We start from the raw sequence: 15,956 nt of genomic DNA, 5'->3' as shown, positions 1-15,956 counted from the left end.
TGCTAATATAAAGCGAATGGCATGCTTATTAGAATGATTGAATTTGTAACTAGTTAGCAATGTGTTTTCGCTATTTGTATAAATTTAAACGATTAATTAGTTTTCAAGGTGATATGGAAGCAATAAAAGTACTCTTTATTTGCATGGGTAATATTTGCAGGTCCCCGACTGCTCATGGTGTTTTTCGAGAAATGGTCAAGGCAAAAGGGTTTCAGCATTCAATTCATGTGGACTCGGCTGGGACGCATGCTTATCACATCGGTAAAAGTCCTGATCCAAGGTCAGTACAAGCGGCGCATGAACGTGGCATTGATTTGCACGATTTAAAAGCACGACAGTTAGATGATTATGATTTTGAAGAGTTTGATTATTTGCTGGTGGCAGACAAAGATAACTACTATTTAACTTTAGAATCGTGCCCGAAAGAGCACCGGCATAAGATTAAATTTATATTGGACTTTGCAACACGCACATCGCTTAAGGAAGTGCCTGACCCATATTATGGTCAAGGAAATGGTTTTGAGCGAGTATTAGATTTGATTGAGGATGCTTGTGAAGGTTTGATGCTGGAATTGGAAGAAAAGCTGACGCGTTAACCTTGATTTAAGAGCATTTGTAAGACGAACTTACTGCCAAAATAAGCTAACATCAAAGCAAAGTAACCACCATAGGTCCACTTAACTGCCTTTTGTCCACGCCAGCCAAAAAAATATCGGCCACCTAATAATGCGGCAAATAAAACCCAAGCAATAATTGATAGGAAGGTTTTATGAACTAAATGTTGGGCAAAAATATCATCAAGAAAAATAAAGCCACTTGCAAGAGCAAAGGTTAACAAAAGCATACCTAAAAAGATGGTTCTAAACAGTAGGCTTTCCATCAGTTGCATAGGCGGCAAACAATTGATTAATCGACTTGGGTGACGGTTATGCAATTGTTTTTCTTGAAGCGAAAGCAGAATGGATTGAAACGCGGCAACAGTTAATAAGCTGTACGATAAAACGGATAAAATGATGTGCGCTTGTAAACCACCATCTAGGTTGCTAGTTGGTAAGGGTGGTGATGCATTATTAAAGTTTAGTAAAACAGCGAGCGCAGAAAAAGGAAAAATAATAATCGATAGAGTCTCTATAGATTGATTTGCTGCTGAGATAATAAATAATAAACCGATCACCAAAAAAACCAATGAAAGCATGCTAAATAAATCGTTGGCAATAATTTGGTTGACGCTATAGCTATGGGCAACCAGTGATGTATGTATAACAATGGCTAAAATAGCAGAGATTAAGACCCATTGACGTTGGCTCTTAAACGTAGGCTCTGTGCTATTTAGATTAACAACAATAAGACAGGCGCCAATAATGTATAAAAGGGCGCTAACAACGGTTAAGGTATTAAAAATCGTAAGGGAAAAAAGCATAAACGATAGTGTGTCATAAAGCACCGTTTGGTAGAAGTACTGATGTTCAAAATTATCTCTTTATCTGACTTTTAAGCTATAAAATCAACTGCACAGGACGTAAAGACGTGCGAAAATACCACTAATACATTTTTAAGGTAATAATCATGTTTGATAACTTAACAGACCGTCTTAATGCCACCTTTAAAAATATCCGGGGGCAAGGGCGTTTAACAGAAGACAATATTCAAGACACAATGCGCGAGGTCAGAATGGCCTTGTTGGAAGCAGATGTCGCTCTTCCAGTCGTTAAAGCCTTTACTTATACAGTTAAGCAAAAAGCGTTAGGTCAAGAGGTGATGCAAAGTCTGTCACCTGGTCAAGCGTTGCTCAAAATTGTTAATGACGAATTAGTTAAAACGATGGGCGATGGCAATGAGTCATTAAACCTGTCGGCTACTCCACCGGTCGTCATTTTGATGGCTGGTTTGCAAGGGTCAGGTAAAACCACAACGGTTGCTAAATTGTCTCGTCTGTTAATGGAGCGCCACAAAAAATCAGTAATGGTAGCTAGTGCTGATGTGTATCGCCCTGCTGCAATTGATCAGCTACAAACATTAGCGACAGAAGTAGGGGCGGGTTTTTACCCAAGTTCAGCCGACCAAAAACCAGTTGATATTGTCAATAACGCAATTGCACAAGCAAAAAAGGAATTTAGCGATGTGTTGATTGTTGATACGGCGGGTCGTTTACATGTGGATGATGAAATGATGAATGAAATTCGTCAGGTTCATATGGCTGCTAATCCTGCTGAAACACTTTTTGTTGTCGATAGTATGACCGGGCAAGATGCCGCAAATACGGCAAAGGCATTTAATGATGTGTTGCCGTTGACGGGGGTCGTGTTAACTAAAACAGATGGTGATGCAAGAGGCGGTGCTGCCTTATCTATTCGTCAAATAACAGGTAAGCCGATTAAGTTTTTAGGAGTTGGTGAAAAAATAGATGCTTTAGAGCCTTTCCACCCTGATCGAGTGGCTTCACGCTTGTTAGGTATGGGCGATGCGTTAAGTTTAGTTGAAGAGATTGAACGCAAAGTTGATAAAAACAAGGCTGAGAAGTTAGCAAAAAAAATTCAAAAAGGTAAAGGGTTTGATTTAGACGATTATAAAGATCAATTAAGTCAAATGATGGAAATGGGTGGTATGAGTGCAATGATGGATAAAATTCCTGGTATGTCGAATGTTCCCCAAAATGTGAAAAGCCAAGTCAATGATAAAGAGTTTACAAGACAAATTGCATTAATTAACTCTATGACCAAAAAGGAAAAAATATTTCCAACTTTGATTAATGGTTCAAGAAGAAAGCGAATTGCGGCAGGTGCAGGCTTACAAGTTCAAGATGTTAATAAACTTATGAAACAGTACAAGCAGGCACAAAAAATGATGAAAAAAATGTCAAAAGGCGGCATGGCTAAAATGATGCGTGGATTGAAAGGCCAGATGGGGCAAGGGCAAGGTTTCCCTTTCCAATAACTGCAAAGGCATCGAATTTTAGTAATTATTAGGTGGAATAATGAAAAAAACTTCACCAAATTAAATAATTCGCGTAAAATTAACGAGTTAACCTAATTAAGATTTATAAAACAGAATTTAAGGAAAATAAATGGTAAAGATACGTCTTTCAAGAACTGGCGCGAAAAAACGTCCTTTCTATCACGTTGTTGTTGCAGATAGTCGCAGAAGTCGCGATGGTCGATACATCGAAAGAGTGGGTTATTACAACCCAAGAGCTACTGGTGGCGAAGTTCGTTTAACACTCGATACTGATCGTGTAGACCATTGGGTTGCTCAAGGCGCCCAAACAAGCGAGCGTGTTGCAAAGCTTGTAAAAGAGGCTGCTGAAACTGCCGCTTAAAGGTGACACAAGTAACAAAAAAAGAACAAATACAGAAAGAAAGCAGCTGGCTAAAACTAGGGAATATCTCTGGTGTGTTTGGCGTTAAAGGCTGGTTAAAGGTCTACGCAAACACAGATAAAAAAGAAAATATACTGTCTTACCAACCTTGGTATATAGAGCGAAATAAGGTTCGTAAGCAAGTTAAAATAAAAGCAGGTAAGCCACACGGAAAAACAATCATCGTCCAATTAGAGGATGTTGATGATAGAAATGAGGCTGAATTGTGGGTTGGTTCTGATATTTATATTAAGCCAGATCAGTTGCCAACCTTAGAGAAAGGTGAGTATTACTGGTCTGACCTGATTGGTTTGAAAGTTGTCTCAACAAAAGGAGATGATTTTGGAATGATTGATCATTTGCTTGAAACCGGAGCGAATGACGTTATTGTTGTTAAGGGAGATAAAGAGCGGTTAATCCCTTATGTTACAGGCCAGGTAGTAAGGTCTGTTGATTTGGAAGCGCAACAGATGGTTGTTGATTGGGAGTTAGACTTTTAACGTCCATGCGTTTTGATGTTATAACGTTATTTCCTGAGTTGTTTGAACAAGCGGCATCTATGGGTGTTGTTGGTAAAGCGATAGACGCTGGTAAGGTGCAGTTAAAAACGTGGAACCCTAGGGATTTTACGAAAGATGTACACCGAACGGTAGATGACCGCCCTTTTGGTGGAGGTCCTGGCATGGTGATGAAGGTCGAACCGTTGAAAAAAGCAATACAAACAGCGGTAAGACAGATTGATAAGCCATCAAAGGTGATTTATTTAAGTCCTCAGGGGCGAAAACTAGATCAACAAGGTGTTGAATATTTGGCTGAATTCTCACATCTAGTGTTGTTGGCGGGTCGGTATGAAGGTGTTGATGAAAGGCTGCTAGAAGATTATATCGATGAAGAATGGTCGATTGGTGATTTTGTACTGAGTGGTGGTGAGTTACCTGCATTGGTATTGATAGATGCAGTGTCTAGGAGCTTACCAACGGTGTTAGGGCACGAATGTTCGGCTGTTGAAGACTCGTTTGTTGAGGGTTTGTTAGATCACCCTCACTATACGCGACCAGATGAGTTTGAAGGAAAGTCAGTACCAAGTGTGTTGTTAAGTGGGCACCATGAAAAAATTGCTCAATGGCGAGAAAAACAGCGGTTAGGAAAAACGTGGCAAAAACGACCTGACTTATTAGACAAAATTGTCTTAAATAAGCATCAACAGTCGTTACTTGACGAGTTTATAAAAGAATCAAATAATCAAAGAGTTAAAACTAAGGAATAAAAAATGAGTAATATAATTGCACAAATTGAAGCGGAACAAATGACTAATGAATTGCCTGCATTTAGTTCAGGTGATACGGTCGTTGTGAAGGTTAAAGTTAAAGAAGGCACCACAGAGCGTATTCAGGCGTTTGAAGGGATTGTGATTGCAAAACGTAATCGTGGCGTAAATTCAGCATTTACAGTTCGTAAAATCTCACACGGCGAAGGTGTTGAGCGTGTTTTTCAAACATATAGTAAATTGATTGCTGGTGTTGAAGTGAAAAGACGTGGTTCAGTTAGACGTGCGAAACTTTATTATCTTCGTGAGTTACGTGGTAAAGCGGCTCGTATTAAAGAAAAGCTATAGCATTATATTTAAAGTAACTAAGTTGCTTTAATGACGATTAGTTAATCGTTAGCAGACACATAAAAAAAGGCCGATGTACTGGCCTTTTTTTATGCATGTGGTTTATGTGAATTAGCTGAGTTTTTATTGATATGATATGTTTTTTAATAGCTGAAAGGCCTGCTGCTTGAGTGATAAAGAATATATTGTTTCATTTCTTGATAACATATGGGTTGAATATGGCCTAAGTGATAATACTTTAGCGGCGTATAAAACTGATTTAACATCTTTTTCTAGTTGGTTACTTAAACAGCGTAAGAGCTTATTGACAATAGAGTCATCGGATATATCTTCGTACCTAGCCGATCGATTAGCCCAGGGGGTCTCGGCTCGCTCTTCAGCGCGTTTTTTATCTAGTTTAAAACGTTTCTATTCTTACTTAATACGTGAGGCTGTGATAATCGAAGACCCCACTGCGATAATTGATGCGCCAAAGCTTGCTAGAAGTTTGCCATCAACCTTATCTGAAGCAGATGTAGAGGGCCTGTTAAACGCACCAGATACTTCTACGGCGCTGGGGTATAGAGATCGGGCAATGCTTGAATTACTGTATGCAAGTGGTTTGAGGGTTACTGAGTTAGTGGGCTTGGCGCTATCAGAAATAAACTTTAGACAGGGACTAGTTAGAGTAACTGGTAAAGGCAATAAGGAACGTTTAGTCCCAGTCGGTGAAGAAGCGTTGGATTGGTTGCAAACGTTTATTGAGCGATGGCGTTTAGATATTTTGGGTGACAAAAAAGCGGACGTTGTGTTCCCAACTAATCGTGGCGGAGGGATGACGCGTCAGGCTTTTTGGTACATCATCAAACGTTATGCGGCGAAAGCAGATATTCATAAAGATATTTCGCCACATACGTTGCGTCATGCTTTTGCTACACATTTGTTAAATCATGGAGCAGATTTGCGAGTTGTTCAGTTATTGCTTGGTCACAGTGACTTGTCAACAACACAAATTTATACCCATATTGCTAAAGAACGTTTAAAAGATATCCACGAACGGTTTCACCCTAGAGGTTAAAAAGTTAACGCCGCTGGTATGCTTTTTATCTTTAAACGTGTTTAATACCATCACAGATGAATAAAGAAGGTGTTGTAGATGAATAAGGTTTTGCTTGGTTGGTTTTTATTAGCGTGTTGTAGTGCACCGGTTTTGGCAGATGAGGCTTCTGTTGTCACAGGCTTATCTAAAGTGATACCAAATATTATGGAGAACCATGTTTCTAAAACACCTATAGAGGGTCTGTATCAGGTATTGATAGGGGCTAGGGTTGTTTATGCATCTGAGGATGGACGGTATATTCTTCAAGGTGAAATGGTTGATTTAGTCAGTCGTGAAAATATGACAGATTCTGCGTTAAAAACTGCTCGTCAATCAGAGATGGCAAAGATAGATGAAAAAAAGATGATTGTTTTTCCGGCTAAAAATGAAAAACATGTTATTACCATTTTTTCAGATATTGACTGTGGTTATTGCCGAAAACTACATGCCGAAATCAACGATTATACGGATGCTGGAATGACCGTACGCTATATGTTTTTCCCACGTTCGGGTCCAAATACAGAGTCTTACCATAAAGCGGTGTCGGTCTGGTGTGCAAAGGATAGAAATAAAGCGTTAACAGATGCAAAATTAAACAACAAAGTGGTTGATAAAACGTGTGAAAACCCAGTTGATGAGCACATGAGAATCGCGCAAGTTTTCGGTGTTACTGGTACACCGGCTATCATTGCTGATGATGGCACCATGGTGCCAGGCTTTGTTCCGGCTAACGATTTGATTCAGCACTTAGGCTGGTAATTAATTCGTTAAAGACTTTAACTGATACAAGGCCTCTAGCGCTTCTTTGGGGCTTAAATCATCGGGTGACAGCTGTTCAATAAAATCAGTAGTGGCTTGGTTATTAGCCGTGTTGAAAATATCAAATTGCGTATGCGTTTGTGTGGGGTTTTCTAAGTTGCTTTGCTGGTTTTCAAGGCTTGCCAGTTTTAGGCGAGCATTGCTGATAACTGTTTTAGGCACGCCTGCTAAAGCGGCAACTTGTAGCCCGTAGCTTTGATTGGCTGCACCGTCTTTAACGGCATGTAAAAAGACAATGTGGTCGCCGTGCTCAATAGCATCTAAGTGGACATTTTTGGCTGTGGGGGCTGACTCGGGCAGAGATGTCATTTCAAAATAATGCGTGGCAAATAAGGTGAACGGTTGAGTTTTATTTGCCAGATAATCAGCACATGCCCAAGCCAGTGAAAGGCCATCAAAAGTACTGGTTCCTCGGCCAATTTCATCCATCAAAACTAAGCTTTTGTCACTGGCGTTATGCAAGATATTAGCTGTTTCCGACATCTCTACCATAAAGGTTGAGCGCCCACTGGCAAGATCGTCAGTTGCTCCAATACGCGTAAAAATTTGATCAATAGGGCCAAAATGGGCCTCTGATGCCGGAATGTAACACCCAATGTGTGCCATCAGCGTTAATAAGGCTATTTGCCTCATATAAGTTGATTTTCCGCCCATATTTGGCCCCGTAATAATGAGCATTTTTTGGCTAGAATTTAGTTCAATATCATTAGCAATAAACGGCGTGTCGATAACACTTTCTACAATAGGGTGCCGGCCTTGTTTAATTGATATGCCAGCAGTATTACTTAAAGAAGGTTGATTAAAATTTAAAGTGGCAGCACGTTCTGCGAAATTTGTCAGTAAGTCTATCTCAGCAAGCGCTTCAGCACATGATTGTAATGCGCTAAGTTGTGGGGCCATGCTTAAAAGTAGGGCGTTATATAGCTCTTTTTCATAAGATAAAGCTTGTTCTTTTGCATGCAATACTTTGTCTTCAAATGTTTTTAGTTCAGGCGTAATATAGCGCTCAACATTTTTTAGGGTTTGCTTTCGAATGAAGTAATCAGGTACCTTGTTGGCTTGAGAACGAGGCACTTCAATATAGTAGCCATGCACACGGTTATAGTTAAGCTTTAGCGTACTAATTTGACTAAATTCACGTTCCTTTAGTTCGATCTCTAGTAAAAACTGATCAGCATTCGCACTGATGTTTTTAAGTTCGTCGAGTTTCTCGTCATAACCATTGGCGATCACACCGCCATCACGTATTAAGACTGGGGGGTTGTCAACAATCGCCTTATCTAAGAGCTCGGCTAATGTTTGGTGGTTGCCAGTTTGATCAAGTAAGGTTTTTAGGCGTGGTGCATCGAGGTTAGCTAAGGTGTTTTGGATAGCAGGAACTGCCTTTAGTGTGTCACGTAAAACCACAAGGTCACGAGGTCTAGCCGTTAATAATGCGATTCGGCTTGTGATTCGTTCAATATCACCGGTTTGTTTAAGGCTTGCTTGTAGCTGGTCAATTATTGTTTGGGTTTGTAATTGTTCAACGGCTAAATAGCGGTGCTTTATGATGCTCTGATCACGTAATGGTAAATGAATCCAGCGCCGTAAAAGACGTGTTCCCATTGTGGTTTTGCAACGGTTAAGTAAACCAAATAAGGTGAAATGCATATTACCGCTTGGGTGATAGTCCAATTCAAGGTGCTGACGCGTTGCTGCATCAAGGGTAATGAAATCTGTTTGTTGAATGACCTTAATGGATTGTAAATGCGGTAGCGATGATTGATGCGTATCTTTTAGGTACTGTAGTAATGCACCGGCTGCACTTAGAGCAAGTGTCATCGCATGGCAGCCAAAGCCTTTTAGGTCCTGGGTGCCAAACTGTTTATTTAACAGTCGAGTAGCTGTTTGCTGATCGAAGTGCCAATCAGCCATTAAATTTAGGCCTTTATGCGTTGCTAACAGTGTTGATAAAGAGCTGTCTTCACTTATTAATATTTCAGCTGGATTAATTCGCGCTAATTCGGTTTTTAGCGATGCTTCATGATCTATTTCTTGTAATAAAAAACGCCCGCTAGCTAGATCAAGTGTTGCTAAACCGTATTGTTTTTTTTGTTCGAAAACGGCGCAAAGCAAACTATCGCAATGAGAGTCGAGTAGTGAGTCTTCGGTTAAGGTGCCTGGGGTAATAACGCGAACAACCTTGCGTTCAACAGGTCCTTTAGACGTGGCAGGGTCACCAATTTGCTCGCAAATTGCAACGCATTCACTGGCTTTTAATAGTTTAGCGATGTAACCATCGGCAGCATGATGAGGGATGCCAGCCATAGGAACAGGCTTGTTTTCAATTTGCCCACGACTGGTTAATGTGATGCCCAGTATATTAGACGCTTTGATGGCATCATCAAGAAACAGTTCATAGAAATCCCCCATACGGTAAAATAAAAGAGTATTGGGGTGATCCTCTTTGATGCGCAAATATTGTTGCATCATCGGAGTGATGGCTTTTTTTGTAGGGGTACTTTTAGGCATCGTGATAGTGTAACAACCTTGCAGGTATTCGGTAAATTGTAATAAAAAAATTAGGTAGTGGTGAATGACAGATTCGATATTAAACGAAGCAGGCTTATTAGCGGAAAAATTGGCTGGCTTGCTCATTGAAAAGAATAAAACACTGGCTGTTGCAGAATCCTGCACAGGTGGCTGGCTTTCAAAAATACTGACAGACTTAGCAGGTAGTAGCGAATGGTTTCTAGGCGGCGTGGTGAGCTATAGCAATGATTCAAAGCAGCGGTTAATCGATGTGAATAAAAAAAACCTTGATCAATATGGTGCGGTTAGTCAGGAGGTAGCTGAACAGATGGCTGAAGGTGTGATTGAGGCGTTTAACTCATCCATATCAGTATCTATTACTGGGGTTGCTGGACCATCTGGCGGCACACTAGAAAAACCCGTTGGTTTGGTCTGGTTTGGGCTTAAAGCATCGCCTTATGAGACATATTCAATAAAGAAAAATTTTGAAGGAACTCGAGATCAAGTCCGGCAACAAGCCTTGCTAACGGCATTAACATTATTGGTTGATCATCTAAGTCAATAAGCCACCATAAAATAGTGATTTCATTATGTGCTCATCTTAAGGATGTGTGATAATTCAAGATTATTGACGATAACTAGCTTTTACAGGATGTGGAAGCCTTTAAGGGGATAAAAAATGGATGAAAATAAGAAAAAGGCGCTGAGTGCGGCATTACTTCAAATCGAGAAACAATTCGGTAAAGGGTCAGTCATGCGAATGGGCGATGGTTCAACCATTCCTGATATTGGAACCTATTCAACTGGGTCAATTGCATTGGATGTTGCCTTAGGTGTTGGTGGCTTGCCACGTGGGCGTATTGTTGAAATTTACGGTCCTGAATCCTCTGGTAAAACAACGTTAACTTTAGAAACCATTGCTCAATGTCAAAAAGCAGGTGGTACAGCGGCCTTTGTTGATGCAGAGCATGCTCTAGATCCTATTTATGCCGATAAAATTGGTGTGAATATGGATGAATTGCTCGTTTCGCAACCTGATACGGGTGAACAGGCCTTAGAAATTGTAGATATGTTAGTACGTTCTGGCGCTGTTGATATGGTTGTTGTTGACTCAGTAGCGGCTTTAACACCAAAAGCTGAAATCGAAGGGGATATGGGAGATCACCATGTTGGCCTGCAAGCCCGCTTAATGTCTCAAGCGCTTAGAAAGTTAACAGGTAATATCAAACGCTCAAATACCTTGGTAGTATTTATTAACCAAATTCGAATGAAAATTGGCGTAATGTTTGGCAACCCAGAGACCACAACAGGCGGTAACGCCTTGAAGTTTTATTCATCAGTTCGTTTAGATATTCGTCGTATCGGTGCGATTAAGAAAGGTGATGAAATATTAGGTAATGATACACGTGTAAAGGTTGTAAAAAATAAGGTAGCGCCACCATTTAAACAGGCATTATTTGAAATTTTGTATGGTGAAGGAATTTCACGTGAGGGCGAACTGGTTGACTTAGGTGTGAGCTTAGACCTTGTTGAAAAAGCAGGCTCTTGGTACAGCTATGGCGGTGCTAAAATTGGCCAAGGTAAGGACAATGCCAAAAGTTTCTTTAAGGAAAACCCTGATAAATCAGCCGAACTAGAGGCAAACATTAGGGATGCTTTGTTACCTAAAAAAGAGCAGAAAGAAAAATTAATTGATGAAGGTGAGTAAGCCTGAGTGAAGATAAGAAAAGAGAGCTATCAAAGCTAAGAGCGAGCTGCCTTGCTATGCTGGCTAGGCGTGAACATAGTCAGCTAGAACTTATTCAAAAGCTCACAGGAAAAGGTTTTGCTGAAAATGATATTGAGCGCTTATTAGAAGAGTTTATTGAATTAAATTGGCAAAGTGATCAACGGTTTGCAGAGAGTTACAGTCGTTCAAGGGTTTATAAAGGTTTTGGGCCAACTCGAATAGAATACGAATTAAAGCAAAGAGGCGTTGAAGTCAATATTGACACCGTGTTTGATGAACCACCTGATTGGCAAGCGTTATTAAGCGAATTACATACTAAGAAATACGGGCATCAACCGCCAAAAGATATGAAAGAACGGGCAAAACGTACACGCTTCTTTCAACATAAAGGGTATACCAACGAGATGATTCGGCAATTGTTTAATCAATTGTCTTAATGCAGGTTTTAAACGAGATGAAAAATTTAAGCAGTGCTGAAATTAGATCAGCCTTTTTGACATATTTTGAAAAACGCGGACATCAGATTGTTCCGTCTAGCTCGTTGGTGCCTGGAAACGACCCAACGCTATTGTTTACTAATGCGGGTATGGTGCAGTTTAAAAACGTTTTCCTTGGAGAAGAAAAGCGTTCATACACGATGGCGACCTCTTCGCAGCGTTGTGTTAGAGCGGGTGGTAAGCATAACGACCTTGAAAATGTTGGTTACACGGCGCGTCATCACACCTTTTTTGAAATGCTGGGCAATTTTAGTTTTGGTGAATACTTTAAACGTGATGCTATTAAATATGCATGGGATTTTCTTGTTGAGGAACTTGGTATTCCTGCTGAAAAACTATGGGTGACCGTTTTTGATGAGGACACAGAAGCTGCTGATATTTGGCTAAATGAAGTCGGCGTCGATGCGGACCGTTTGTCAAGAATTGGTGCAAAAGACAACTTCTGGTCAATGGGTGAGACAGGTCCGTGTGGCCCATGTTCTGAAATATTTTATGATCATGGTGAGCAGGTTGCCGGAGGCCCCCCCGGCACACCAGAAGAAGATGGTGATCGTTACGTCGAAATATGGAATTTAGTTTTCATGCAGTACGATCGTAATGATAAAGGCGAGTTAACACCATTACCAAAGCCCTCTGTTGATACAGGTATGGGTTTGGAGCGTGTGGCAGCTGTTTTGCAAGGCGTCCACAATAATTATGATATTGAGCTGTTTAAATCTCTCATTAAAAATGCAGCAAGATTAACGGGCACAAAAGATACAAGTCATACTTCTTTACGTGTTTTAGTTGACCATATTCGCTCATGTGCATTTCTTATCGTAGATGGTGTGCAACCTTCTAATGAAGGTCGCGGTTATGTGTTAAGGCGTATTATTCGCCGAGCCATTCGACACGGCTATAAATTGGATATGAAAGAGGTCTTCTTTCATAAGCTCGTGCAACCCTTAGTGGAGCAAATGGGCTCAGCGTATCCTGAATTAACTGAAAAAGCGGATATGGTGAGTAATATCTTGCTAAAAGAAGAGCAACGTTTTGCTGAAACGTTAGAGCAAGGAATGAAGCTTTTGCAAGATGGTACGCAATCATTAAAAGATAAACTGATTACCGGTGAAACGGCTTTTAAACTCTATGATACCTATGGTTTTCCCGTTGATTTAACCGCTGATTATGCAAGAGAGAATGGCTTAACTGTAGACTTCGATGGTTTTGAAAAGGCCATGGACGCTCAACGTGAACGTGCAAGGTCAGCCAGTTCATTTTCTGCAGATGGCCCCGATTTGCCGCATTTAACACAAGCAACTGAGTTTATTGGCTATGAGTCGCTGCAAGCAGAATCCAAACTGGAAGCTATTTATAAAAATGGTGAACAAAGCTCGACAATTTGTGAGGGCGAAAGCGGTTATTTAGTGTTAGATAAAACGCCTTTTTATGCAGAGTCAGGCGGTCAAGCTGGCGATCATGGACAGATTACTACACCAACGGCAATATTTGATGTGATAGATGTTCAAAAAAAGGCAGATGCCTATTTCCATATTGGTCAAGTCAGCAAGGGTGAGTTTAAAAGCAAGCAGGTTGTACGCGCTGTAGTCGATAAGAATAATCGGCAAGCAACGGCCTCTAATCACTCGGCGACACACCTTTTACACGCAGCTCTTCGTAAAGTGCTGGGTGAACACGTAACACAAAAAGGCTCGCTGGTTGAAGCAAGCAGGCTACGTTTTGATTTTAGCCACTTCGAGCCCATTACAGCTGCTCAGCTTCAAGAAATTGAGCGTTTAGTTAATGCACAGATTCGCTTTAATGAAGAGGTGCAAACACAAGTCACCGATCAAGAAACAGCCATCGCTAACGGTGCTATGGCACTGTTTGGTGAAAAGTATGGCGATAAAGTCCGGGTCTTGAAAATGGGTGAGTTTTCCACAGAGTTATGTGGTGGTACGCATGTCAATCGGGTAGGTGATATTGGCTTAATTAAAATACTCTCTGAAACAGGGATTGCATCGGGCGTACGTCGTATAGAAGCTATCGCTGGAGAAGGCGCGTTATCATGGGTAGAGCAGGGTGATGAGCTACTGCAAAAAATTGCCAAAGTGGTTAAAGGTAATCGTGAATCTGCATTAGAGAAGGTTGTTCAAATTCAAGATAAAAATAAAGCACTTGAAAAAGAACTAGAACAATTAAAAGGTCAATTAGCAACAGCAGCCAGTGGTGATTTGCAAAACCAAGCAGTACAAATTGATGGGCTTAATGTGTTGGCTGCCAATATTGAGGGTGCAGACAATAAAACGTTACGTGATTTAGTAGACCAATTAAAAGACAAATTAGGCAATGCAGCGGTTGTTCTATCAACAACACAGGGTGAAAAAATCACGTTAATAGCGGGTGTTTCTAAAAATCAAACTGACCGTATAAAGGCGGGTGAGTTGGTTAATTCCGTCGCTTTACAGGTCGGTGGTAAAGGTGGTGGCAGAGCGGATATGGCACAGGCGGGCGGTAATGATCTTGCTGCGTTAGAGGGCGCTTTAAAATCAGTACCAACTTGGGTTGAGAAAAAATTAACGGATGCTAGTTAATAAGTATTAGGGTCTAACCTAGTAACGTTCAGACGATAAATTACGCAAGATATGATGAAGCAACGATGAGTTTACATGTACATAAATATGGTGGCACTTCCGTAGGCACTGCTGAAAAAATAAAAGGTGTTGCCAAAAAGTTAGTCCAAGAAAAAAAATCGACACAGCATGATTTAGTTGTTGTGGTGTCAGCGATGAGTGGTGAAACAAACCGTATGACGGAGCTTGCAAAGCAAATGCAGCGCAGCCCCTCTGCGAAACAAATGGATGTATTACTATCTACAGGAGAACAAGTGACCATAGCCTTATTGTGTATGGCGCTTGAAGAACTGGGTCAAGAAGCAACGTCTTATACGGGTGGGCAAGTCAAAATAGTGACTGATGACGCCCATGGGAAAGCTCGTATAGAGGAAATCCAAACAACGAGCATTCAAGCAGATTTAGATAACAATAGAATTGTTGTCGTAGCAGGCTTTCAAGGTGTAACGGCTAGTGGGGCAATAACGACCTTAGGGAGAGGGGGCTCAGATACAACAGCTGTGGCCTTAGCTGCTGCGCTAAAGGCTGATGAGTGTAGAATTTATACTGATGTAGATGGTGTTTATACCACCGACCCAAGGGTTGAACCAAAAGCAAGAAGATTGGACAGAATTACTTTCGAAGAAATGCTTGAAATGGCCAGCTTGGGTTCTAAAATTTTGCAAATTCGTTCTGTAGAGTTTGCGGGTAAATACAATGTTCCATTACGTGTTTTATCGACCTTTGTTGAGGGGGAAGGCACGCTAATTACTTATGAGGACGATGAAATGGAAAAAGCATTAATTTCTGGGATTGCGTTTAATCGTGATGAGGCAAAAGTAACCTTGGCTGGCGTGCCAGATATGCCTGGCGTTGCTTCAGCAATTCTAAAACCGATTTCAGATGCTAATATTGAAATTGATATGATTGTGCAAAATATTGCGGAAGATAAAACCACAGATTTTACCTTTACAGTCCACAGAAATGATTATGAAAAAACGATGCAGATATTACAAAATATTTGCGCTGAGCTAGGGGCTAAAAATGTTGACGGCGATAATAAAATAGTTAAAGTATCGATCGTGGGCGTTGGTATGCGTTCGCACGCAGGCATTGCCAGTCAAATGTTTACAGCGTTAGCAGACGAAGGGATTAATATTCGAATGATATCAACCTCAGAAATTAAAATTTCAGTTGTGGTCGATGAAAAATACTTAGAATTAGCGGTTCGTACGTTGCATGAATCTTTTGGTCTGTCAGGTGAATAATCATCACTTGAGAGCTGTTTGAGTTTAATTAGCTATGGTAGAATACGCCAAATAATAATAAATATATAAATTGGTTGGCAACGCTTCAAAGAAGAAGCAATAAGGAGCTAATATGCTTATATTAACGCGTAAAGTTGGTGAGTCCCTTGTGATTGGAGATGATGTCTCTATCATCGTTTTAGGGGTAAAAGGAAACCAAGTAAGAATTGGAGTTGACGCACCTAAAAGCGTTACTGTTCATCGTGAAGAGATTTATAATAAAATTCAAGATGAAAAAGGTACAGACGGTAACAAATAGTCAGTAATAAATTCCGGAGAGATGGCCGAGCGGCTGAAGGCGCTCCCCTGCTAAGGGAGTATGGGTTTTATAGCCCATCGAGGGTTCGAATCCCTCTCTCTCCGCCATTTGTGAGATCAATCAATAAAGTTCAATTTATTGGTTTCTCTTAGTTAATACATCATTGTTGGTGTGAATTCCCGTTCAAATCGACTT

16 protein-coding genes and 1 tRNA gene are annotated in these 15,956 nt (G+C 40.7%); 15 read left to right on the top strand and 2 right to left on the bottom strand.

Features of this window, described 5'->3' with window-relative positions; translation table 11 throughout:
* Positions 1 to 113 precede the first annotated feature (113 nt).
* A complete protein-coding gene (locus tag CYCME_RS08400) occupies positions 114 to 596 on the top strand; it encodes a low molecular weight protein-tyrosine-phosphatase (RefSeq protein ID WP_035850431.1) in 483 nt (160 codons plus the stop codon).
* On the opposite strand, the gene CYCME_RS08395 is transcribed toward CYCME_RS08400, so the two are convergent.
* Complete coding sequence (locus CYCME_RS08395) at positions 593 to 1,420, bottom strand: cytochrome C assembly family protein (protein WP_015005659.1); 828 nt, start codon at positions 1,418 to 1,420, stop codon at positions 593 to 595. The two genes, CYCME_RS08400 and CYCME_RS08395, sit on opposite strands and share 4 nt — an antisense overlap.
* A 146-nt stretch (positions 1,421 to 1,566) precedes the next feature.
* Here CYCME_RS08395 and ffh point away from each other — a divergent pair, with 146 nt between their 5' ends.
* From ffh to CYCME_RS08360, 7 genes are all read left to right on the top strand, one after another.
* Positions 1,567 to 2,934: a signal recognition particle protein gene (ffh, locus tag CYCME_RS08390; RefSeq protein ID WP_020932755.1), complete on the top strand. Its 1,368-nt coding sequence runs from the start codon at positions 1,567 to 1,569 to the stop codon at positions 2,932 to 2,934.
* A gap of 130 nt (positions 2,935 to 3,064) precedes the next feature.
* The gene (gene rpsP / locus CYCME_RS08385) at positions 3,065 to 3,316 is read left to right on the top strand and encodes a 30S ribosomal protein S16 (RefSeq protein ID WP_015005661.1); all 252 of its coding nucleotides are present in this window, start codon (positions 3,065 to 3,067) and stop codon (positions 3,314 to 3,316) included.
* A gap of 2 nt (positions 3,317 to 3,318) precedes the next feature.
* Positions 3,319 to 3,855 carry a ribosome maturation factor RimM gene (gene rimM / locus CYCME_RS08380; protein ID WP_020162031.1) on the top strand — a complete coding sequence of 179 codons (537 nt, stop codon included), beginning with the start codon at positions 3,319 to 3,321 and terminating at the stop codon, positions 3,853 to 3,855.
* 5 nt (positions 3,856 to 3,860) lie between these two features.
* Positions 3,861 to 4,622, top strand: coding sequence for a tRNA (guanosine(37)-N1)-methyltransferase TrmD (gene trmD / locus CYCME_RS08375; protein WP_016389535.1), 762 nt, complete (start codon positions 3,861 to 3,863; stop codon positions 4,620 to 4,622).
* Positions 4,623 to 4,625: 3 nt separating this feature from the next.
* Complete coding sequence (rplS, locus tag CYCME_RS08370) at positions 4,626 to 4,970, top strand: 50S ribosomal protein L19 (protein ID WP_015005664.1); 345 nt, start codon at positions 4,626 to 4,628, stop codon at positions 4,968 to 4,970.
* A gap of 166 nt (positions 4,971 to 5,136) precedes the next feature.
* A complete protein-coding gene (gene xerD / locus CYCME_RS08365; protein ID WP_015005665.1) occupies positions 5,137 to 6,027 on the top strand; it encodes a site-specific tyrosine recombinase XerD in 891 nt (296 codons plus the stop codon).
* A 78-nt stretch (positions 6,028 to 6,105) separates the two neighbouring features.
* A complete protein-coding gene (locus CYCME_RS08360; RefSeq protein ID WP_015005666.1) occupies positions 6,106 to 6,807 on the top strand; it encodes a DsbC family protein in 702 nt (233 codons plus the stop codon).
* On the opposite strand, the gene mutS is transcribed toward CYCME_RS08360, so the two are convergent.
* Positions 6,808 to 9,378 (bottom strand): DNA mismatch repair protein MutS, encoded by a 2,571-nt coding sequence (gene mutS, locus CYCME_RS08355; RefSeq protein WP_015005667.1) that lies wholly within the window; start codon positions 9,376 to 9,378, stop codon positions 6,808 to 6,810.
* A 64-nt stretch (positions 9,379 to 9,442) separates the two neighbouring features.
* On the opposite strand from mutS, the gene CYCME_RS08350 reads away from it, so the two are divergent.
* The 7 genes from CYCME_RS08350 (at position 9,443) to CYCME_RS08320 (ending at position 15,868) form a co-directional block, all read left to right on the top strand.
* Complete coding sequence (locus CYCME_RS08350) at positions 9,443 to 9,943, top strand: CinA family protein (protein WP_015005668.1); 501 nt, start codon at positions 9,443 to 9,445, stop codon at positions 9,941 to 9,943.
* Positions 9,944 to 10,057: 114 nt separating this feature from the next.
* Positions 10,058 to 11,086, top strand: coding sequence for a recombinase RecA (recA, locus tag CYCME_RS08345; RefSeq protein WP_015005669.1), 1,029 nt, complete (start codon positions 10,058 to 10,060; stop codon positions 11,084 to 11,086).
* A gap of 56 nt (positions 11,087 to 11,142) precedes the next feature.
* Positions 11,143 to 11,544 (top strand): regulatory protein RecX, encoded by a 402-nt coding sequence (locus CYCME_RS08340; RefSeq protein WP_016389527.1) that lies wholly within the window; start codon positions 11,143 to 11,145, stop codon positions 11,542 to 11,544.
* A 17-nt stretch (positions 11,545 to 11,561) separates the two neighbouring features.
* On the top strand, positions 11,562 to 14,177 hold the full coding sequence (gene alaS / locus CYCME_RS08335; RefSeq protein ID WP_020932754.1) for an alanine--tRNA ligase: 2,616 nt from the start codon (positions 11,562 to 11,564) through the stop codon (positions 14,175 to 14,177).
* Positions 14,178 to 14,242: 65 nt separating this feature from the next.
* Positions 14,243 to 15,463 carry an aspartate kinase gene (locus CYCME_RS08330; RefSeq protein ID WP_020932753.1) on the top strand — a complete coding sequence of 407 codons (1,221 nt, stop codon included), beginning with the start codon at positions 14,243 to 14,245 and terminating at the stop codon, positions 15,461 to 15,463.
* A 112-nt stretch (positions 15,464 to 15,575) separates the two neighbouring features.
* Positions 15,576 to 15,761: a carbon storage regulator CsrA gene (gene csrA / locus CYCME_RS08325; protein WP_015005673.1), complete on the top strand. Its 186-nt coding sequence runs from the start codon at positions 15,576 to 15,578 to the stop codon at positions 15,759 to 15,761.
* Positions 15,762 to 15,776: 15 nt separating this feature from the next.
* Positions 15,777 to 15,868: transfer RNA gene (locus CYCME_RS08320), tRNA-Ser, on the top strand.
* Positions 15,869 to 15,956 lie beyond the last annotated feature (88 nt).

Source organism: Cycloclasticus zancles 78-ME, from assembly GCF_000442595.1.
GTDB lineage: Bacteria > Pseudomonadota > Gammaproteobacteria > Methylococcales > Cycloclasticaceae > Cycloclasticus > Cycloclasticus pugetii.
The sequence above is the reverse complement of the archived record's forward strand: the minus strand, read 5'-3'. Positions and strand labels throughout refer to the sequence as shown.

Coding starts and splice junctions, on each gene's coding strand:
- ffh (WP_020932755.1), top strand. CDS start 1,567: ATGTTTGATAACTTAACAGACCGTCTTAATGCCACCTTTAAAAATATC.
- rpsP (WP_015005661.1), top strand. CDS start 3,065: ATGGTAAAGATACGTCTTTCAAGAACTGGCGCGAAAAAACGTCCTTTC.
- trmD (WP_016389535.1), top strand. CDS start 3,861: ATGCGTTTTGATGTTATAACGTTATTTCCTGAGTTGTTTGAACAAGCG.
- recA (WP_015005669.1), top strand. CDS start 10,058: ATGGATGAAAATAAGAAAAAGGCGCTGAGTGCGGCATTACTTCAAATC.
- rplS (WP_015005664.1), top strand. CDS start 4,626: ATGAGTAATATAATTGCACAAATTGAAGCGGAACAAATGACTAATGAA.
- CYCME_RS08330 (WP_020932753.1), top strand. CDS start 14,243: ATGAGTTTACATGTACATAAATATGGTGGCACTTCCGTAGGCACTGCT.
- CYCME_RS08340 (WP_016389527.1), top strand. CDS start 11,143: ATGCTGGCTAGGCGTGAACATAGTCAGCTAGAACTTATTCAAAAGCTC.
- alaS (WP_020932754.1), top strand. CDS start 11,562: ATGAAAAATTTAAGCAGTGCTGAAATTAGATCAGCCTTTTTGACATAT.
- CYCME_RS08350 (WP_015005668.1), top strand. CDS start 9,443: ATGACAGATTCGATATTAAACGAAGCAGGCTTATTAGCGGAAAAATTG.
- CYCME_RS08395 (WP_015005659.1), bottom strand. CDS start 1,420: ATGCTTTTTTCCCTTACGATTTTTAATACCTTAACCGTTGTTAGCGCC.
- CYCME_RS08360 (WP_015005666.1), top strand. CDS start 6,106: ATGAATAAGGTTTTGCTTGGTTGGTTTTTATTAGCGTGTTGTAGTGCA.
- mutS (WP_015005667.1), bottom strand. CDS start 9,378: ATGCCTAAAAGTACCCCTACAAAAAAAGCCATCACTCCGATGATGCAA.
- CYCME_RS08400 (WP_035850431.1), top strand. CDS start 114: ATGGAAGCAATAAAAGTACTCTTTATTTGCATGGGTAATATTTGCAGG.
- csrA (WP_015005673.1), top strand. CDS start 15,576: ATGCTTATATTAACGCGTAAAGTTGGTGAGTCCCTTGTGATTGGAGAT.